This window comes from Acidovorax sp. SUPP3434 (assembly GCF_030159015.1).
GTDB lineage: Bacteria > Pseudomonadota > Gammaproteobacteria > Burkholderiales > Burkholderiaceae_C > Paracidovorax.
Window position 1 is genome coordinate 1 of record NZ_BQXL01000006.1, and the last position, 19,122, is coordinate 19,122.

Annotated in this window: 20 protein-coding genes; 16 read left to right on the forward strand and 4 right to left on the reverse strand. The window is 68.2% G+C overall.

The window, feature by feature from the left end:
* Window positions 1–269 precede the first annotated feature (269 nt).
* The 8 genes from AVKW3434_RS11545 (at window position 270) to AVKW3434_RS11580 (ending at window position 7,322) form a co-directional block, all read left to right on the forward strand.
* Window positions 270–533 carry a helix-turn-helix domain-containing protein gene (locus AVKW3434_RS11545; RefSeq protein ID WP_284405961.1) on the forward strand — a complete coding sequence of 88 codons (264 nt, stop codon included), beginning with the start codon at window positions 270–272 and terminating at the stop codon, window positions 531–533.
* A 79-nt stretch (window positions 534–612) separates the two neighbouring features.
* A complete protein-coding gene (locus AVKW3434_RS11550) occupies window positions 613–1,842 on the forward strand; it encodes a pyridoxal phosphate-dependent aminotransferase (RefSeq protein WP_284405962.1) in 1,230 nt (409 codons plus the stop codon).
* A 76-nt stretch (window positions 1,843–1,918) separates the two neighbouring features.
* Window positions 1,919–3,280, forward strand: a complete 1,362-nt coding sequence (locus AVKW3434_RS11555) for a homoserine dehydrogenase (protein ID WP_272567932.1) — start codon at window positions 1,919–1,921, stop codon at window positions 3,278–3,280.
* The gene (gene thrC, locus AVKW3434_RS11560; RefSeq protein WP_284405963.1) at window positions 3,280–4,707 is read left to right on the forward strand and encodes a threonine synthase; all 1,428 of its coding nucleotides are present in this window, start codon (window positions 3,280–3,282) and stop codon (window positions 4,705–4,707) included. The genes AVKW3434_RS11555 and thrC overlap by 1 nt, the downstream gene beginning before the upstream one ends.
* A 96-nt stretch (window positions 4,708–4,803) precedes the next feature.
* Entirely contained in the window at window positions 4,804–5,361 is a 558-nt protein-coding gene (gene mobB, locus AVKW3434_RS11565; RefSeq protein ID WP_284405964.1) for a molybdopterin-guanine dinucleotide biosynthesis protein B, read from the forward strand.
* The gene (locus AVKW3434_RS11570; protein WP_284405965.1) at window positions 5,362–6,594 is read left to right on the forward strand and encodes a molybdopterin molybdotransferase MoeA; all 1,233 of its coding nucleotides are present in this window, start codon (window positions 5,362–5,364) and stop codon (window positions 6,592–6,594) included.
* Window positions 6,591–6,848: a molybdopterin converting factor subunit 1 gene (gene moaD, locus AVKW3434_RS11575; protein ID WP_272567939.1), complete on the forward strand. Its 258-nt coding sequence runs from the start codon at window positions 6,591–6,593 to the stop codon at window positions 6,846–6,848. The genes AVKW3434_RS11570 and moaD overlap by 4 nt, the downstream gene beginning before the upstream one ends.
* Before the next feature lie 36 nt (window positions 6,849–6,884).
* A complete protein-coding gene (locus tag AVKW3434_RS11580; protein WP_284405966.1) occupies window positions 6,885–7,322 on the forward strand; it encodes a nuclear transport factor 2 family protein in 438 nt (145 codons plus the stop codon).
* Window positions 7,323–7,356: 34 nt separating this feature from the next.
* On the opposite strand, the gene AVKW3434_RS11585 is transcribed toward AVKW3434_RS11580, so the two are convergent.
* The 3 genes from AVKW3434_RS11585 to AVKW3434_RS11595 form a co-directional block, all read right to left on the reverse strand.
* Entirely contained in the window at window positions 7,357–8,313 is a 957-nt protein-coding gene (locus AVKW3434_RS11585) for a dihydrodipicolinate synthase family protein (protein WP_284405967.1), read from the reverse strand.
* A 313-nt stretch (window positions 8,314–8,626) separates the two neighbouring features.
* Entirely contained in the window at window positions 8,627–8,977 is a 351-nt protein-coding gene (locus AVKW3434_RS11590; RefSeq protein WP_284405968.1) for a hypothetical protein, read from the reverse strand.
* 12 nt (window positions 8,978–8,989) lie between these two features.
* Window positions 8,990–9,244 (reverse strand): hypothetical protein, encoded by a 255-nt coding sequence (locus tag AVKW3434_RS11595; protein ID WP_272567945.1) that lies wholly within the window; start codon window positions 9,242–9,244, stop codon window positions 8,990–8,992.
* 177 nt (window positions 9,245–9,421) lie between these two features.
* On the opposite strand from AVKW3434_RS11595, the gene AVKW3434_RS11600 reads away from it, so the two are divergent.
* From AVKW3434_RS11600 to AVKW3434_RS11630, 7 genes are all read left to right on the forward strand, one after another.
* Complete coding sequence (locus AVKW3434_RS11600) at window positions 9,422–9,661, forward strand: hypothetical protein (protein ID WP_284405969.1); 240 nt, start codon at window positions 9,422–9,424, stop codon at window positions 9,659–9,661.
* 34 nt (window positions 9,662–9,695) lie between these two features.
* Window positions 9,696–10,211, forward strand: coding sequence for a molybdopterin synthase catalytic subunit MoaE (gene moaE / locus AVKW3434_RS11605; RefSeq protein ID WP_284405970.1), 516 nt, complete (start codon window positions 9,696–9,698; stop codon window positions 10,209–10,211).
* A 175-nt stretch (window positions 10,212–10,386) separates the two neighbouring features.
* Window positions 10,387–12,996 (forward strand): ATP-dependent chaperone ClpB, encoded by a 2,610-nt coding sequence (gene clpB / locus AVKW3434_RS11610; protein WP_284405971.1) that lies wholly within the window; start codon window positions 10,387–10,389, stop codon window positions 12,994–12,996.
* Window positions 12,997–13,024: 28 nt separating this feature from the next.
* Complete coding sequence (locus AVKW3434_RS11615; protein WP_284395719.1) at window positions 13,025–13,369, forward strand: hypothetical protein; 345 nt, start codon at window positions 13,025–13,027, stop codon at window positions 13,367–13,369.
* Window positions 13,370–13,579: 210 nt separating this feature from the next.
* Window positions 13,580–15,016 (forward strand): coniferyl aldehyde dehydrogenase, encoded by a 1,437-nt coding sequence (locus AVKW3434_RS11620; RefSeq protein ID WP_284405972.1) that lies wholly within the window; start codon window positions 13,580–13,582, stop codon window positions 15,014–15,016.
* A 120-nt stretch (window positions 15,017–15,136) separates the two neighbouring features.
* Window positions 15,137–15,658, forward strand: coding sequence for a GNAT family N-acetyltransferase (locus AVKW3434_RS11625; protein WP_092744242.1), 522 nt, complete (start codon window positions 15,137–15,139; stop codon window positions 15,656–15,658).
* Between the two features lie 39 nt (window positions 15,659–15,697).
* Window positions 15,698–16,870, forward strand: coding sequence for a methyltransferase (locus AVKW3434_RS11630; protein ID WP_284405973.1), 1,173 nt, complete (start codon window positions 15,698–15,700; stop codon window positions 16,868–16,870).
* 37 nt (window positions 16,871–16,907) lie between these two features.
* Here the strand turns inward: AVKW3434_RS11630 and AVKW3434_RS11635 are convergent, their stop codons facing one another.
* A complete protein-coding gene (locus tag AVKW3434_RS11635) occupies window positions 16,908–17,393 on the reverse strand; it encodes a hypothetical protein (protein WP_284395708.1) in 486 nt (161 codons plus the stop codon).
* A 194-nt stretch (window positions 17,394–17,587) separates the two neighbouring features.
* Between AVKW3434_RS11635 and AVKW3434_RS11640 the strand changes: the two genes are divergently transcribed.
* On the forward strand, window positions 17,588–19,027 hold the full coding sequence (locus tag AVKW3434_RS11640) for a YdgA family protein (protein ID WP_284405974.1): 1,440 nt from the start codon (window positions 17,588–17,590) through the stop codon (window positions 19,025–19,027).
* Window positions 19,028–19,122: the final 95 nt, after the last annotated feature.

A 19,122-nucleotide genomic window follows, 5' to 3' on the forward strand; every position in this document is an offset into this window, starting at 1 on the left:
CTGGGCGTCCCTTGCGCTTTTCGTTCCCGGTGGAACATTGGGTGCCACCCTCGCGGCCAACCTGAGCTACCAGGGCTGCGGATGCATCCGCACAGACCAGAGGGTGGCAATCGTTCGCCGCATCACAGACGACCAATTCCGGGAAATTCAATTGCAGGGCATTCATGGGTAGCTCCATGGTGATAAAGTGCAAGCACTTGATAAATTAACGATTGTTCGCTAATTGTAATTTTATCAAGCAATCGCTAAATTATCAATTGGAGATAGCTATGAAGATCGCAGAGTTAATAGCGGTAGCAAAAATCCGAAGCGGTAAGGAACAGCAGCAAATAGCAGCTGAAATGGGCATCAGCGCAAGCCGCCTATCAAACATCGCCAAAGGCAAGAATCAAGCAACTGCATCTGAAATTGTGTTTCTTGCCAACGAGGCAAAAACAAACGCTGTACAGGCACTAGCAGACATCGAATCAGAACGAGAACCGAGGCTAGCCGGCGCTTGGAAATACGCCCTGTCACATGCGCTAAAGTCATAGGTTTCGCCACAGAGGCAATGCCTCCTGGCGGGTCTCTGAGTCCCCCCGTGTCCGGCTCCCGTCCTTTTTTCGCCAGCGCATGAAGACCATCCACAAATCCGCGAAGCTCAATAACGTTCTCTACGATGTCCGGGGCCCGATCGTGGACGCGGCCAAGCAGATGGAGGACGAGGGGCAGAAGATCATCAAGCTGAACATCGGCAACCTCGCGCCGTTCGGCTTCGACGCCCCCGAGGAAATCCAGCAGGACATGATCCGCAACCTGCCCAACTCGGCAGGCTATTCGGACAGCAAGGGCATCTTCGGCGCGCGCAAGGCGGTGATGCACTACAGCCAGCAGCAGGGCGTGGCGGGCGTGACGCTCGACGACATCTACCTGGGCAACGGCGCGAGCGACCTGATCGGCATGGCCACCAACGCGCTGCTCGACGACGGTGACGAACTGCTGGTGCCCGCGCCCGACTACCCCCTGTGGACCGCCGTCGCCAGCCTGTCGGGTGGCAAGCCCGTGCACTACCTGTGCGACGAGGCCAACGGCTGGATGCCCGACCTGGACGACATCCGCGCCAAGATCACGCCGCGGACCAAGGGTCTGGTGGTCATCAACCCCAACAACCCCACGGGCGCGATGTACTCCGACGAGTTGCTCAAGGCCCTGGTGCAGATCGCCCGCGAGCACGGCCTGGTGCTGCTGGCCGACGAGGTGTACGACAAGGTGCTGTACGACGGTGTCACGCACACGGCGCTGGCCAGCCTGTCCACCGACGTGCTCACGCTGACCTTCAACTCGCTCTCCAAGGCCTACCGCTCGTGCGGCTACCGCGCAGGCTGGATGGTGATCTCGGGCAACAAGGAAGTGGCCCGCGATTACATCGAGGGCATCAACATGCTCGCCAACATCAAGCTGGGCTCCAACGTGCCCGGCCAGTGGGCCATCCAGACGGCGCTGGGCGGCTACCAGAGCATCAACGACCTGGTCCGGGAAGGCGGGCGCCTGCGGCGCCAGCGCGACCTGGCCTATGAACTCATCTCGGCGATCCCGGGCGTGAGCTGCGTGAAACCCAAGGCGGCGCTCTACATGTTCCCCCGCCTGGACCCCGCGATGTACCCCATCGCCGACGACCGCCAATTCTTCATGGAGGTGTTGCGCGCCACGCGCGTGATGCTGGTGCAGGGCTCGGGCTTCAATTACCCCGACCAACAGCACTTCCGCATCGTGTTCCTGCCGCACGAGGACGACCTGCGCGTGGCCATCGGCCGCCTGGCGGATTTCCTCGCCCGGTACCGGCAGCAGCATGGCACCGCCTGATTTTTTACTCCTATTTTCATAGCTGTCAGCGCATATTCAACTAGCGCTGCAGTGCAATTTGACTGGTAATTCGATCATGAAACCGATCCAAGTGGGCCTGCTGGGCATTGGCACCGTCGGCAGCGGCGTCTTCAACGTGCTGCAACGCAACCAGGAGGAAATCCGCCGCCGCGCCGGCCGTGGCATCGAGATCGCCATGGTGGCCGACCTCGACGCGGCCCGCGCCAGGACCGTCGTGGGCGACACCGCCCAGGTGGTGAGCGATGCGCGCGCCGTCATCGCCAACCCCGACATCGACATCGTGGTCGAGCTGATCGGCGGCTACGGCATCGCCAAGGCCCTGGTGCTGGAAGCCATCGCCGCCGGCAAGCACGTGGTCACCGCCAACAAGGCGCTGCTGGCCGTGCACGGCACCGAGATCTTCGCGGCCGCGTCGGCCAAGGGTGTGATGGTGGCCTTCGAGGCCGCCGTGGCCGGGGGCATCCCGATCATCAAGGCGCTGCGCGAGGGGCTCACCGCCAACCGCATCCAGTGGATCGCCGGCATCATCAACGGCACCACCAATTTCATCCTGTCCGAGATGCGCGACAAGGGCCTGGATTTCGACGTGGTGCTGAAAGAGGCGCAGCGACTGGGCTATGCCGAGGCCGATCCGACCTTCGACATCGAAGGCGTGGACGCCGCGCACAAGGCCACCATCATGTCGGCCATCGCCTTCGGCATCCCGGTGCAGTTCGACAAGGCCTACGTGGAAGGCATCACCAAGCTCGGCGCGGCCGACATCCGCTATGCCGAGCAACTGGGCTACCGCATCAAGCTGCTGGGCATCGCCAAGCGCCGCTCCGGCGCGGGCGCGGCCTCCGGCCAGACCGACGGCGTGGAGCTGCGCGTGCACCCCACGCTCGTGCCCGCCAAGCGCCTGATCGCCAACGTGGAAGGCGCCATGAACGCCGTGGTCGTGCAGGGCGATGCCGTGGGCACCACGCTGTACTACGGCAAGGGCGCCGGCAGCGAGCCCACGGCCAGCGCCGTGATCGCCGACCTGGTGGACATCGCCCGCCTGGCCTCGGCCGACCCCGAGCACCGCGTGCCGCACCTGGCCTTCCAGTCGCACACGCTCGACCAGGCCATGGGCACGCTGCCCGTGCTGCCCATGAGCGAGGTCGTCACCAGCTACTACCTGCGCCTGCGCGTGGCCGACGAGGCCGGCGTGCTGGCCAAGGTCACGGGCCTGCTCGCCACGGCCGGCATCAGCATCGACGCGGTGCTGCAGCGCGAAGCCGACGAGGTGGGCGGCGAGGGTTCCACGCAGACCGACCTCATCATCCTCACGCACGACACGCGCGAGGGCACGATGAACGACGCCATCGCGCAGATGCAGGCGCTGCCCACGGTGCTGGGCCCTATCACGCGCATCCGCAAGGAGGAGCTGAACTGATGCTGTACGTCTCGACCCGCGGCCACGCCGACCGCAAGCATTTCTGCGACATCCTGCTGGAGGGACTCGCGCCCGATGGCGGCCTCTACCTGCCCGAGCGCTACCCGCAGATCGACGACGCGGCGCTCACCCGCCTGCGCCGTGCCTACCACGAGCAGGGCTACGCGGAGCTGGCCTTCCAGATCCTGTCGCTCTACATCGACGACATTCCCGCGGCGGACCTCAAGCGCCTGTGCGAGAAGACGTACACGGCCGAGGTGTTCGGCACCGGCGAGATCGTGCCGCTGCGCCACCTGGAAAACAGCCTGTGGCTCGAAGCCCTGTCCAACGGCCCCACGCTGGCCTTCAAGGACATGGCGATGCAGCTGCTGGGCAACCTGTTCGAATACGAACTGGCGCGCCGCGGCGAGGCGCTCAACATCCTGGGCGCGACCAGCGGCGACACCGGCAGCGCGGCCGAATACGCCATGAAGGGCAAGCAGGGCGTGCGCGTCTTCATGACCAGCCCGCACGGCCGCATGAGTGCGTTCCAGCAGGCGCAGATGTTCAGCCTGCAGGACGAGAACATCCACAACCTCGCCATCGAGGGCGTGTTCGACGATTGCCAGGACATCGTCAAGGCCGTGAGCAACGACCTGGCCTTCAAGCGCCAGTACAAGATCGGCACGGTCAATTCGATCAACTGGGCGCGCCTGCTGGCGCAGGTGGTGTACTACTTCGCCGGCTACGTGCAGGCCACCGACACCAACGACCAGACGGTGAGCTTCACCGTGCCGTCGGGCAACTTCGGCAACGTCTGCGCGGGCCACGTGGCGCGCATGATGGGCCTGCCGATCGACCAGCTGGTGGTGGCGACGAACGAGAACGATGTGCTGGACGAGTTCTTCCGCACGGGCGTGTACCGCGTGCGCGGCAGCGCCGACACGCACGAGACCTCCAGCCCGTCCATGGACATCAGCAAGGCGAGCAACTTCGAGCGCTTCGTGTTCGACCTGCTCGGCCGCGACGGCGCCCGCACGCAGGCGCTGTTCGGAGAGGCCCTGGCCCGGGACGGCGTGTTCGACCTGAGCGGCGATCCCGCGTTTGCCGAGGCGGCGGGGCGCTACGGCTTCGTGAGCGGCAAGAGCACGCACGCAGACCGCATCGCGACCATCCGCGACACGTTCCAGCGTTTCGGCGTGACGATCGACACCCACACCGCCGACGGCGTGAAGGTGGCGCGCGAGCACATCCGTCCCGGCGTGCCGATGCTGGTACTGGAAACCGCGCTGCCGATCAAGTTCGCCGAGACCATCGTCGAGGCGCTGGGCCAACCGCCCGAGCGGCCGGCCAAGTTCGAGGGCATCGAGGCGCTGCCCAAGCGCGTGCAGGTCATGCCGGCCGACGTGGTGCTGGTCAAGGCCTACATCAGCCGCCACTGCGCCTGAGTCCTTCCAGGCGGGTTTTGTGCCGAATCGGACCGATGCCCTAGTGCTTATTGTCCCTTTTGCTATTAAATTAATAGCAAATCCCAGGAGGTCGCAATGAAGGTGGTGGGCTTTGCCGGGTTCTCGGGCAGCGGCAAGACCACGCTGATCGAGCGGCTCATTCCCGCTTTAGGCCGGCGCGGGCAGCGCGTGTCGGTGGTCAAGCACGCGCACCACCGGTTCGACGTCGATCATCCCGGCAAGGACACCTGGCGCCACCGCGAGGCCGGGGCGTTCGAGGTGGTGGCGGCTTCGGACCGGCGGCTGGTCCTGATGCGCGAGTTCGCCCAGCCCACCGAGCCCGGCGTGCACGGCCTGCTGGCCGAGCTGGACGACCGGGTGGACTGGGCCCTGGTGGAGGGCTTCAAGGAGTGCGATCTGCCCAAGGTGGAGGTGTGGCGCTCGCCGTCGCCCGATGACACCGAGCGCAGCGTGCGCTATCCGCAGGACCCGTTCGTCGTCGCCGTGGTGACCGATGCCCCCGCCCGCCTGCCCATGCCCACCAGGCTGCCTGTCTTCGATGGCTGGGCCGGCCCGGTCGATGCCCTGGCCGACTGGCTGATCGCCCAGGGCCCGCGCTTTCACTATGTTCCGCCACCGCCTGGAGTCCGCTGAATGCCCGCTGCCGCCCGCCCCCCGATGAAGCCCCTGGACGAGGCGCTGGCCGACCTGCTGGCCCAAGCCGTGCCCCTGGCCGGCACCGACACGGTGGACACGTTCGATGCCGATGGCCGCGTGCTGGCCGTGGCGGCCGTCTCGCCGCTGCAGGTGCCGCCCCATGACAACAGCGCCATGGACGGCTATGCCGTGCGCCGGGCCGACCTGGCCGCTGCCGGGGCGCAGCTGCCCGTGTCGCAGCGCATCGCGGCCGGCAGCGCGGGCCTGCCGCTGGCCGCCGGCACGGCGGCGCGCATCTTCACGGGCGCGCCGGTGCCGCCCGGGGCCGATGCGATCGTGATGCAGGAAGACTGCCAGGCGCTGGAGGGCGACCGCGTGCAGATCGATGCCGTGCCCGCCGCCGATCAGTGGATTCGCCGCGCGGGCGAGGACATCGCGCTCGGGGCCGAGGTGCTGGCCGCGGGCACGCGGCTCACGCCGGCCGCGCTGGGGCTGGCCGCGAGCATCGGCCTGGCGCGGCTCACCGTGGCGCGGCGCCCGCGCGTGGCGCTGTTTTCGACCGGCGACGAACTCGTCATGCCCGGCGAGGTGGACCCGGCCCGCATGCCGCCCGGCGCCATCTACAACAGCAACCGGTTCTTCCTGCGGGGGCTGCTGCGCCGCCTGGGCTGCGCGGTGACCGACCTGGGCATCGTGCCGGACCGGCGCGAGGCCACGCTGGAGGCGCTGCGTGGCGCCAGCCTGGAGCACGACCTGATCCTGACCAGCGGCGGCGTGTCGGTGGGCGAGGAAGACCACGTGAAGCCCGCCGTCGAGGCCCTGGGCCGGCTGGACCTGTGGCAGATCGCCATGAAGCCCGGCAAACCCTTCGCCCATGGCCGCATCGGCGCGGCGCACTTCATGGGGCTGCCGGGCAACCCGGTATCGAGCTTCATGACTTTCGCGCTGCTGGTGCGCCCGTTCCTGCTGCGGCTGCAGGGCGTGCAGGCCGTCGCCCCGCAGAGCTTGGCGGCCACGGCCGACTTCGACTGGCCGCGCGCGGACCGGCGCCGCGAGTTCCTGCGCGTGCGGCGCAACGCGGCGGGCGGGCTGGACCTGTTTCCCCACCAGGGCTCGGGCGTGCTCACCTCGGTCGCCTGGGGCGACGGCGTGGTGGACACCCCGGCCGGCCAGACCATCGCGCGGGGCGATACCGTGCGCTTCATTCCCTGGGCGGAGCTGCAGTCATGAGCCGCACCGTCACCGTGCGCTACTTCGCCGCGATCCGCGAGGCCGTGGGGCAGGGCAGCGAGCGCCTGGCGACGCAGGCGGCCACGCTGGGCGCGCTGCGCGACGAGCTGATCGCGCGCGGCGGGCCCTGGGCGCACAGCCTGGGCCGCGACCGCGCGGTGCGCATGGCGCTCGACCAGACGCTGAGCGACGAATCCGCGGCGCTGGCCGATGGGGCGGAAGTGGCGTTCTTTCCGCCCGTCACGGGCGGCTGAAGGCCGGCGCGCCCGTGGTCTGACGCGCCCTTTTCGATGCCTGCTTCCGACACGTCCCTTTTGCCGTTGCTGCAGGCCCTGGAGGTGGAGTTGCACCGGCCGGCCGCGCGCCAGGACGCGGCCCGGCTGGACGCACTGCTGCACGACGACTTCCGCGAGTTCGGCCGCTCCGGCGCGGTCTATACCAAGGCGGACCTGCTGTCGCAACTGCCGGTCCAGGCGCAGCATGCCGTGGTGGTCGCGGACCGTTTCGAGGTCCGGCGTCTCGGTGAGTTCGCCGCGCTGCTCACGTACCGATCGGCGCAGCGGTCGGACGACGGAACCCTGGAGCGGTGGACGCTGCGCACCTCGGTGTGGGAGAGGTCTGCGCGCGGGTGGCAGATGCGCTTCCACCAGGGCACGCCTGCCGCGCCCGAAGGCCCCGGCGAATCCGAAGCCCCGAAGGCACGGGCCGAAGGGGTGCCGCCGCCTTGATGGCGGCGGCCCGAGGCCCGTCTCCCGCAGGCTCTTAAGCGCCCTGGGGTGCGGTGACGGCCGGCTCGCCGCGCGGCAGGGCCGCCAGGGCCTCTTGCAGCCGCTGTACCAGTGCTGGTGAGGCCGACGTCATCGGCGCGCGCAGCTCGTCCGCCATCTCGCCCTGCGCGGCCAGCAGGGCCTTGATGGGGGCGGGGTTGGGCTCGGCGAAGAAACGCTCCACCCACGGAAGGATCCGCTGCCAGAGCCCGCGTGCCTGCACCAGGTCTCCGGCCGCGACGGCGTCCAGGCAGGCCACCCATTCGGCCGTCTGCCAGTGCGCGCTCGCGGCGATGGCCCCGGCGCCCCCGAGCGCGACGGTGGTGAATGCCTGGGCGTCCTCGCCCGCCAGCACCTGCAGCGCGCCGTCTGCGATCAGCGCCTGCGTCTTCGCCGGGCTGCCGCCGCAATCCTTCACGGCGCGGAGGTTCGGGTGCGCCGCCAGGCCGCGCAAGGTGGCCAGGTCGAGCGTGGCGCCGGTGCGGTAGGGAATGTCGTAGACGACGAGCGGGACCGCACTGGCATCGGCGATCGCCCCGAACCACTGTTGCAGCCCGGCCTGCGACGGCCGGATGGAATGCGGCGCCGACACCAGCAGCCCCGCGAGCGGCTGCGGGGCCAGATTGCGCACCCGTGCCAGCACCTGGCCCATGTGGCAGCCCGACACGCCCATCACCACCGGCAGGCCGCCCGCGTGCGCGAGCACCGTGGCCAGCACGGCGTCCTGCTCCGGCGTGTCCAGCGCCCCGGCTTCGGCGGTGGAGCCGCAGGCCATGAACCCCGCGATGCCCGTGCCGCGCAGCCGCTGCACGAGGGCCTTCAGGGCGTCATGGTCCACGGCGCCGTGGCGAAACGGGGTGACGAGGGGAATCCAGAGGCCGGAGAAATCGCCACGGGCCCGCGGGGTGGCAGGGTGGGTGGTGGCATGGGAAGGGGTGGAATGTGAACGCACGGGAACATCCTTTCAGGCAACGACCGAGGGAGCCGTCCAGGGATGCGTGCGCCGACCGGCAAAGCGGCAGGCGTTCAAAAAGAAAAAAGGGGAGAGGGTGCCTGCCGCGCGGTTCCGTCGCTCATCCGGACGGAACCGCAGCTCCGGTCAGATGAGCTGGGGTTTTTTGGCTTTGCCTGCGCACGCCGCCACGGACCGGAGGGTCCGCGAAGGCGAGGGGGTGTGCGAAGGCATGGGGGGCAGTATAGCCAGGGTGCGCCGGTACAGGCCCTTCGTCGCGCCGCTGCCGGTGCCCTCGCGCTGGGTGGCGGGGCTAGGGTGCAGGGGCGTCGCCCTGCGGAACCTCGTCCGAAGGGGGCGGCAGTTCCGGGCAGCGCCAGTTCAGCAGTTCGGCCAGGCGCAGCGTGATCCAGCGCGCCTCGGGTGGCGCCACGCCGGAGCCGGGCGTGGCCAGCCCGGCGTGGATGCGCAGCAGGATCTCGGCCTCCGACGGGGCCTGCACGTGGTAGAGCGTCTGCGCCTGCTCCACCAGATGGCTGGCCAAGTCTTCGCACAGTTCGTAGCGCTCGCGCACCACGGCGACCGGCTCGGACAGGCGCTGGCGGGCGTCGCTGTACACGGCCAGGAACGAGGGCGGGACGTGGATCTGGTTCTCGTCGTGCATGGCGGATGCGGCTCAGTCGGGCGTGAACAGGCGCGCGAACCGCTCGGCGTCCTCGGCCAGCTCGAACGTGGCCAGCTGGCCCATCTTGCCGTCCGCCAGGCGGTGGGCGGCGAACAGGCTGTAGCGGCCCCGCAGGTCGTAGCTGGGCAGGTCGATCAGCGCGTAGGGGTGGGGCTGGAAGACCTCGTGCTCGAACACCACGCGGTGCTGGTTGCGCGGTGACGGGAAGAGCTTGTAGCGGTCGGTGGTGACGGTCTGGGTGGCCATGCGGAAAGGAGAGCGAAGGGGGAGTGGCAGCGGTGCGAGGCGCAAGAGGCGGGCGCGGCGGCACGCCTGGCAAGCCGGCCACTTTAGCAAAGGCGCTCTTTTCCCGGCCGGCGCCGGCGGCCGGGCGGTTTCCGTGACAATCGCGGTTTGCGAACGCACGCACAAGGACACCGCCGCATGGCACGCAATTCGAGAGACAAAGACGAGTGGGCCGGCAAGGTCTTCGCCCTCATCCAGGGCGGCAACACCCAGGCGGCCATCGCGCAGGTGAAGGTCGCGCCGTCGGTGAACGACGTGGTGCGGCTGCAGGCCATGCTGGCGCGCGTGCCGGTGTCCCCCGCGCGGCGCCAGCTCGACCAGATCATCGAGGAAGAGCGCGGGTTGCTCTCCGCCCCGCGCCTGCACCGCTCGCCATGAGCCGCACCGGCGCCAGACCCCTTTCGCTGCGGCCATGAATCCCGCTCCACTCTCCACCGTCCCGGCCCGCGTGGCCGTCCAGGTGGCCGACTTCGACGTGTCCGCCGAACTGGCGGCCCTGCGCGCCGGCGATGCGCGGGTGGGCGCGGTGTGCTGCTTCGTGGGCACCGTGCGCGACCACAATGCCGGCGATGCCGTCGCATCGATGGAGCTGGAGCATTACCCCGGCATGACCGAGAAGTCCATCGAGGCCATGGTGGACGAGGCGCTGCGCCGCTTCGAGCTGTTCGGCGCCCGGGTGGTGCACCGCGTGGGGCTGCTGCAGCCGCAGGACCAGATCGTGCTGGTGGCGGTGACCTCGGCCCACCGGGGCCAGGGCTTTCAGGCCTGCGAGTTCCTGATGGACTACCTCAAGACCCAGGCGCCGTTCTGGAAGAAGGAGGTCACGCCCCAGGGCGCGCGCTGGGTCGACGCCCGCGTGACCGACGATGCCGCGCTGGCGCGCTGGGGCATCGCGGCCCTTCCCAATGCGGATCAGGGTTTGAAGTAAAAAAGGCCTTCACCGCATATTCCACTAGGGCATGGTGCTATCAATAAGTGAGCATTTGGCATTTTTTGAAATGCCCGCCTGAATTTGATCTGGCGCATGGCCTGCTGTGGGACGCGCGCTTGAAATGTGCCGCCACCTCCCCCAACTGCGTTGCAATTCGGAGGACATTTCAACCATGCGTCTCGACAAATTCACCACCAAGTTCCAGGAAGCCCTGAGCGACGCGCAGTCGCTGGCGCTGGGCAACGACAACGCCTACATCGAACCCGTGCACATGCTGGTCGCCATGCTGCGCCAGGAAGACGGCCCGCGGGCGCTGCTGCAGCGCGCCGGCGCCAACGTGCCGGGGCTGCTGTCCGCGGCCGAGGCCGCGGTCAAGCGCCTTCCCCAGGTGCACGGGCAGGACCAGGTGCAGGGCGGCCCCGAACTGGGCCGCGTGCTGCAGGCCACCGAGAAGGAGGCCATCAAGCGCGGCGACCAGTTCATCGCCAGCGAGCTGTTCCTGCTCGCGCTGGTGGACAGCAAGGGCGATGCCGCCCAGATCGCCAAGGACAACGGCCTGACCCGCAAGAGCCTGGAGGCCGCCATCGACGCCGTGCGCGGCGGCCAGAAGGTGGACAGCGCCGAGGCCGAAGGCCAGCGCGGCGCCCTCGCCAAGTATTGCCTGGACCTGACCGAGCGCGCCCGACACGGCCGCCTCGACCCCGTGATCGGGCGCGACGACGAGATCCGCCGCGCCATCCAGGTGCTGCAGCGCCGCACCAAGAACAACCCCGTGCTGATCGGCGAGCCCGGCGTGGGCAAGACCGCCATCGTGGAGGGCCTGGCCCAGCGCATCGTGGCCGGCGAGGTGCCGGAATCGCTCAAGGGCAAGCGCGTGCTGTCGCTGGACATGGCGGCCCTGCTGGCCGGCGCCAAGTACCGCGGCGAGTTCGAGGAGCGCCTGAAAAGCGTGCTGAACGAGCTGGCCAAGGACGAGGGTCAGACCATCGTCTTCATCGACGAGCTGCACACCATGGTCGGCGCCGGCAAGGGCGAGGGCGCCATGGATGCGGGCAACATGCTCAAGCCGGCGCTGGCACGCGGCGAGCTGCACTGCGTGGGCGCGACCACGCTCGACGAATACCGCAAGTACATCGAAAAGGATGCGGCGCTGGAGCGGCGCTTCCAGAAGATTCTCGTGGGCGAACCCACGGTCGAGGCCACCATCGCCATCCTGCGCGGACTGCAGGAAAAGTACGAGGTGCACCATGGCGTGGACATCACCGACCCGGCCATCGTGGCCGCGGCCGAGCTGTCGCACCGCTACATCACCGACCGCTTCCTGCCCGACAAGGCCATCGACCTCATCGACGAGGCCGCGTCCAAGATCAAGATCGAGATGGACTCCAAGCCCGAGGTCATGGACCGGCTCGACCGGCGGCTGATCCAGCTGCAGATCGAGCGCGAGGCCGTGCGCCGCGAGAAGGACGAATCCTCGCAAAAGCGCTTCGCGCTGATCGAGGAAGAGATCGCCAAGCTGCAAAAGGAAATCGCCGACTACGACGAGATCTGGCAGTCCGAAAAGGCCCAGGCCCAGGGCAGCGCGCACGTGCGCGAGGCCATCGACAAGCTCAAGTTCCAGATCGAGGAGTTCACCCGCAAGGGCGACTTCAACAAGGTGGCCGAGCTGCAGTACGGCAAGCTGCCCGACCTGGAAAAGCAGCTCAAGGAAGCGCAGGCCAAGGAAGCCGGCAAGGACGGCGCAGGCAGCGCCCCGCGCCTGCTGCGCACCCAGGTGGGCGCCGAGGAGATCGCGGAGGTGGTGAGCCGCGCCACCGGCATCCCCGTGGCCAAGATGATGCAGGGCGAGAAGGACAAGCTCTTGCAGATGGAAGACAAGCTGCACGAGCGCGTGGTGGGCCAGGACGAGGCCATTGCCGCGGTCGCCAATGCCATCCGCCGCTCGCGCTCGGGCCTGTCCGACCCCAACCGGCCCACGGGCTCGTTCCTGTTCCTGGGCCCCACGGGCGTGGGCAAGACCGAGCTGTGCAAGGCGCTGGCGGGCTTTTTGTTCGACAGCGAAGACCACCTGATCCGCATCGACATGAGCGAGTTCATGGAAAAGCACTCGGTGGCCCGCCTGATCGGCGCGCCGCCCGGGTACGTGGGCTATGAAGAGGGCGGCTACCTCACCGAGGCCGTGCGCCGCAAGCCCTACAGCGTGCTGCTGCTCGACGAGGTGGAAAAGGCCCACCCCGACGTGTTCAACGTGTTGCTGCAGGTGCTGGACGATGGCCGCCTGACCGATGGCCAGGGCCGCACTGTGGACTTCAAGAACACGGTGATCGTGATGACGAGCAACATCGGCTCGCACCTCATCCAGGCGATGGTGGGCCAGGACTCGGACGACATCAAGGAAGCGGTATGGGGGGAACTCAAGAACCATTTCCGACCCGAATTTCTGAACCGCATCGACGAAACGGTGGTGTTCCACGCGCTGGATGCGAAGAACATCGAAGCGATTGCACGCATCCAGTTGCAGTTGCTCGAAGCGCGTTTGGCGAAAATGGACCTGCACCTGCAGGTGTCCGACACGGCCCTGGCCGAGCTGGCCAAGGTGGGGTTCGATCCCGTGTTCGGTGCGCGGCCGCTCAAGCGGGCGATCCAGCAACGGCTGGAGAATCCGCTGTCCAAGCTGCTGCTAGAAGGCCGGTTTGCGCCCAAGAGCGTGATTCCGGTCGATGTGGACCCGGTGCTCGATCCGGGCGTGTTCCGGTTCGGCGAGGCCCTGACGCAGGGTTGAGCCGGGCCTTCTCAGGAAAGGATTGGGTTTGAACGATTTTGCAGCCGGGGTGATCCGGTGGATAGTGCGCCTGGCTGTGGTGGCCGTCGGCGTGGTCTTTTTCCTGAGCCTGCTGGCCGTGGCCGCTTTGCTGGCGGTGGTCTGGGGCGCCCGTGCCCTGTGGGCGCGGGTGACCGGCCGCCCCGTGACGCCCTGGGCCATGCGCATGGACCCGCGCACCGGCTGGAGCACGGTGTACCGCAGCACGGCGCGTTGGTCCGCCGCCCCGGGCGGCCGCCCGGTGGCGGATGGCCCGGCCGAGCCGGCGGTGCGCTCGCGCGAACTGCCCGGCGCGCGCGAGGTGACCGACGTGCAGGCGCGCGACGTGTCCTGATCCGGCGGCGCGGCAGGGCGGCCTTGGTGGCCCGCTCGCCTGCCTTGGTGCTGGGACATCGGTGCCGGGCTGCGCCCGGGATCGCACCGCGCCCAGTCCGGCTTGGGGCGTCGGCCATCTGGCACGCGTTTCCCGCTTATTTTCCCGAATGAGGCACTTGGAGACCTGGATTTACAGGCGGTTGCAAGGGCGCTGCCTATGATGCATGCAATGACCCCTGCCGATATCCGCCACCAGTTCGAAATCCAGCGGCGTGCCAGCCGGGACCATGCCGACGTGCCCCTGCTGGTGCGCCGAGAGCGCCTGCTGCGGGTGCGCAAGATGCTGGACGAACACGGCCCGGTGCTCGCGGCGGCGGTGCAGGCCGATTTCGGCATGCGGTCGCCGCGCCTGACCGAGGTGGCCGATCTGTTCGTGCTGCGTGCGCAGCTGTCGCACACGTTGCGGCACCTGGCCCGCTGGGCCAAGCCCCGCAAGGTCTTCACCCCGATGTTCCTGCAGCCGGCGCATGCCTGGGTGCAGCGGCAGCCGCTCGGCGTGGTGGGCGTGATCGCGCCGTGGAACTATCCCGTGCAGTTGGCGCTGGCGCCGGCCATCGGCGCTCTCGCGGCAGGCAACCGGGTGATGCTCAAGCCCAGCGAACTCACGCCCCACACCTCTGCGCAACTGGCCTCGCTGGTCTCGCAGTTCTTTTCGCCCGACGAGTTCTGCGTGGTGCAGGGCGATGCCGCCGTGGCGGCGCTGGTCGCCTCGCTGCCGTTCGACCACCTCGTGTTCACCGGCTCCACGGCGGTGGGGCGCAAGGTGGCGCAGGCCGCCGCCGTGCACCTGACGCCCACCACGCTGGAGCTCGGCGGCAAGTCCCCGTGCATCCTCGATGCGGACTGCGACCTGCAGGACGCCGCGCTCAAGATCGCGCACGGCAAGCTGCTGAACGCGGGCCAGACCTGCATCGCCCCGGACTATGTGCTGCTGCCGCGCGGGCGCGAAGCCGCGTTCGGCGAGGCCTACCGCGCCGCCGTGGCACGGCTCTTTCCGTACTTCGAGGGCAACCCCGACTACGCCTCCGTCATCAACCCCCGGCAGCTGGCGCGCCTGCGTACCATGCTGCAGCAGGCGCAGACGCAAGGCGCCGACGTGCAGGTGCTCGAACCCGTGCCCGGCTCCCCGCTACCGCCCGCGCAGGGCATCGGCGACGGGGTGGGGCGGCAGATGCCGCCGGTGCTGGTCTTCAACGCCAGCCTGAACATGCAGGTGATGCAGGAAGAGATCTTCGGCCCTGTGCTGCCCGTGCTGGGCTACGAGCGGCTGGACGACGCCATTGCGCACATCAACGCCGGGCCGCGGCCGCTCGCGCTGTATTGGTTCGGCCGCAACGAGGCGGTGCGCGACGATGTGCTGCGCCGCACGGTGAGCGGCGGCGTCACGGTGAACGACACGCTCATGCACATCACGCACGACAACCTGCCGTTCGGCGGGGTCGGCGACAGCGGCTGGGGCGCCTACCACGGCGAGGCCGGCTTTCTGCGCTTTTGCCACCAGAAGTCGGTGCTGGTGCAATCGCGCTGGTCCATGGGCTCGGCGCTCTACCCGCCGTATGGCGCGCGTTTCGACCGCGTCATGGGGCTGCTGCGCCGCTGGCTTTAGCCGCCACGGGGCTCTCGCACAGGCCCCGGGACAGCCGGGGGCTGGAGTGGAAAAACCATTTGCGGCGACAATGCCGCTCCTTTCGTTTTTTCATCCCCCTGTTTTCGTCCCGTTTTTTCCATGTCCAGTATCCAGGTCCGTCCCGCCACGCTTCGCGATGCCAAAGCCATTGCACAGATCCATACCGTCTCCGCAGCCGAGGTATACCGTGGCTTGTTGCCTGACGACCAATTGAAATCCCTGTCTTCGGTCGAGAAGCGCCAAGCCTACTGGCGCGAGGCCATCGAGTATTGCGAGCCCCAGGTCCAGGTGGCCGTGGACGGCGACAAGATCGTCGGCTTCGTCGGCTTCGACCGTTCGCGCGATGAAAAATCCCGTCCCACCACCGGCGAAATCTGGGCCATCTACGCCGCCCCGACCCACTGGAGCCAGGGCGTGGGCGTTGCCCTTTGGGACGCCGCACGCGACGGCCTGCAGGAAGAGGGCTGCACCAACGTCACCGCCTGGGTGCCGCTGCGCAATGAGCGCGCGCTGCGCTTTCATGAACTGGCCGGCTTCAAGCGCGAAATGTCCACGGCCAAGACCGCTGTCGTCGGCGGCGTGAAGATCGAGGAAGTGCGCCTCAAGCGCCCCTTGAACTGATCCGCCGCCTCCCCTGACTTTCCTTTTCGCACACCCTTCATGATCCACTGGACCGAGCACGGCGAGGAGCGCTCAGCGCCCTGGCGCAGCGAGAGCAACGCTGCGGCGCCCCGGCGCGTGGTGCTGGCCGACGACACGCTCGCGGCCGACACCGCCTACCGGCTGGCGTGCGAGGGCACGGGCCTGTTGTGGCGCGGCGATTTCCAGAACGCGCGGCACCTGCTGCAGGCGCTCATGCGCCGCGCGGACAAGAAGCCCAAGGCCAAAGGGGCCAAGGCTGGCCGCAAGGCGCAGGCCGCAGGCCCTGCCGCCGAGAGCACGATTCCTGCCCAGGCCTTCCATCTGCACCGGCAGGCCCAGGCGCAGCGTGCGCGCACGCTGGGCATGCTGCTCGTGCCCGTGGAGGGGGACCGCACCATCGCGTTGCGCCGTGCGCCCGATTGGCGAGAGGCATTCGCCGAGGCCTGGGGCCCGGCCAACGGCACCGCCTGCGTGGTGTCGCTGCGCGAAATGCTGGGGCTGGTGGGGGCGCACGAGTGGCGCAAGAAGGGCGTGGAGATTCCCGCCCTGGGCACGCCTCAGTCACCGCGCCGCATCCATCCGCATTACGGCGTGTTTTCGCCCGTGCGCGGGGAGTACGTGGACCTGGTGGCCCAGGCGCCGCTGCCGGCCAGGGAGCTGGCCTTCGACATCGGCACCGGAACGGGCGTGCTCGCGGCGGTGCTGGCCCGGCGCGGGGTGCACCGCGTCGTGGCCACCGACCAGGACCCCCGCGCTTTGGCCTGCGCCCGCGATAACGTCCATCGGCTGGGCCTGTCGGCCCAGGTCGAGGTGGTGCAGACCGACCTCTTTCCCGCGGGCCAGGCGCCGCTGGTGGTGTGCAACCCGCCCTGGCTGCCGGGGCGTGCCAGCTCGTCCATCGAGCATGCGGTGTATGACGAAGACAGCCGCATGCTGCGCGGCTTTCTGTCGGGCCTCAAGGCACACCTGGCGCCGGCCGGCGAAGGGTGGCTGATCCTGTCCGATCTGGCGGAGCACCTGGGACTGCGGTCGCGTGACCAACTGCTCGAATGGGTGGCCGGCGCAGGCCTGCGGGTGGTCGATCGGCACGAGGTGCAGCCCCGCCATGCCAAAGCCGCGGACGCTACCGATCCGTTGCATGCCGCACGTTCGGCCGAGCGCACCTCGCTCTGGCGGCTGGCTGCGCTTTAGGCGCTGCGCCGGGCGCCAAGCGCCACCGGTTTTGTTTTCACGCCGGCAGCAACTGCTCCATGCGCTCGCGCACGGCGGCAGCGCGTTCGGGGCCGGCCAGCAAGGTGATCTCGTCCAGCAGCGCCTCGCTCACGTCCAGCATGCTGTCGCGGTCGCGCGCACCGCGCAGCGCTTCATGGAAATTACGGGCCAGGTCGGCATTGCGCCGCGCGAACATGCGCTCGCAAATGTCGAACAGGTACATGCGGGCGCCGGCCAGCGAACGCAGGGCGTTCGAGGGTGCCGGGGCTTCGTTCGTGGCGGCCGGCGCAGTGGAAGGCGCGGGCGTTGTGCTGGGGCTGGCCAGGTAACCCTGGCGCATCAGTTGTTCGACGATCTGGGCGCCGATGCCGTTGTACATGGCCTGCAGGTCCTTCATCGGCCGGCCATCGGCCAGCAGCAGCAGGGAGCGTTCTCGCAGGCTCAGTGTTCGCACGCCGGGGGACAGTTCCAGGCGGGCCTTGTCGGTTCTCAGGAGCAGCATGGAAAGGGCAAAGATCAGGCGGGAGCCTGATTGCAGCGCACTCCCGTGACGTGGCGATGACGCCAGCAGGGCCACGCGGCTGCGTGCGGCCAATGCACCACGGTTCGTGCGCCGGATGCGGACCTTGCCGCGAAGGCCGGTGGTATTCTCGCGGGCTTCGCCCAGGGGGGAGAAGCATGCTGACGGAACACCCAATGAACAAGAAAACAATTGCAGGCGCCGCCTTGGCGCTGGTTGTCGTGGCCTATGGTGGCGCGACCTGGTATCTGGGCCAACGGGCCCAGTCGAGCTACGAGGAGGCGCTGGTCGATCTGCGCCAGGCCCTGGGTCCGGAGGCCATCGTTTCCGAGGAATACCACAAGGGCTTCTTCTCATCGCAGGCCAAGCTGGTGCTGCAGTGGACCCCGCCCCGCACGGCCGAGCAGGTGGAGGCCAATGTGCCGCCATCCCCGCCGTTGCGCCTGGCCGTGAACAGCACCGTGCACCATGGCCCGCTGGCGGGCCGCCGCCTGGCGGCCGCCGTGGTCGATTCGCGCTTTGCGCTGGAGGGTCTGGACGCGCAGGCCACCAAGGACTTGGCCAAGGTGACCGCTCCCACCCTGACCACCGTGCACCACCTGACGGGCCGGCACGACCTCCATTTCCAGTTGCCCGCAGGTGAAGTCGGCAACGAGGAGATGACGTTGCGTTGGCAAGCCATGGTCACCGACATGACCCTGAGCGGAGACCGCAAACGCGTCAAAGGCAGCTTCCAGTGGCCCGAATTCGCGATGGTCGGAGTGCCCGGCGGTACCCCGGACGAGGAAGACGAAGAGGCCAAGCCGGCGGCCCGCATCACCATGGCCATGAAGGGCATGGACGGCACGTTCGAGAACGAAGTGATCGAAGGCATGTGGCTCTTCGGGCCCGGCACCGGCACGGTGCGGCTCGCGGAGATGGACGCCAGCAGCACCCCGGCTGCAGGCGGTGCGGCGACGTCGCTGTTCTCTCTGAAAGAAGTGGCCGGGTCGTCCACGATCGAAAGCAATGGCGCCACGATCAGCATCGCCACTGCGCTCAACGGCAAGGGCAGCATGGGCCCGCTGAATTTCGAATCGGTGGGCTTCGAAGAAAAGTTCCAGCGCATCGACCTGGAAACGATCAAGCGCTTTCAGCAGGCACTGATCGAGGCCTACCGCACACAGGGCCTGGCGAACGCGGCCTCCCAAACGGAAGAGCGCATTCTGGCCTTGCTGGAAGAGAGCGCTCCCCGCCTGGTGGCAGCCCTTCCGGCTTACTCGATGAAGCTCATGGCCACCTACCAAGGCCAGCAGGGGCAGATCGAATACGGCGGCGAAGTGCAGCGCGCTCCCTCGGCCGAAGAGGTTGCGCAGACGGGCTGGAAGGCCGCGTTGATCAAGGGCTCGATGCTGAATGCCAGCGCGCGTTTGCCCAAGGCGTGGATTGCGCCCATCGCCGAGGCCGCAGGCAAGAAAGACATGAAGAGCGAAGACATGGATGCCATGATCGGCATGGCCCAGGCTGCCGGGTTCCTGCGACAGGAGGGGGACAACCTGACCAGCGTGGTGAAAATGGAAGCCGGTCAGGTCAAGCTCAACGGCAAGAGCATCGACCTGCCGAAGGGGACTTTCTAAAATAGCGGTGCTTCGGTGGCTTCGGCCATCGGTCGGCTGCTCGCCAGGGCCTTCGGGCCCTTTTTGTTTTTCCGGGGCGCCGGGCCGTTCGTGGG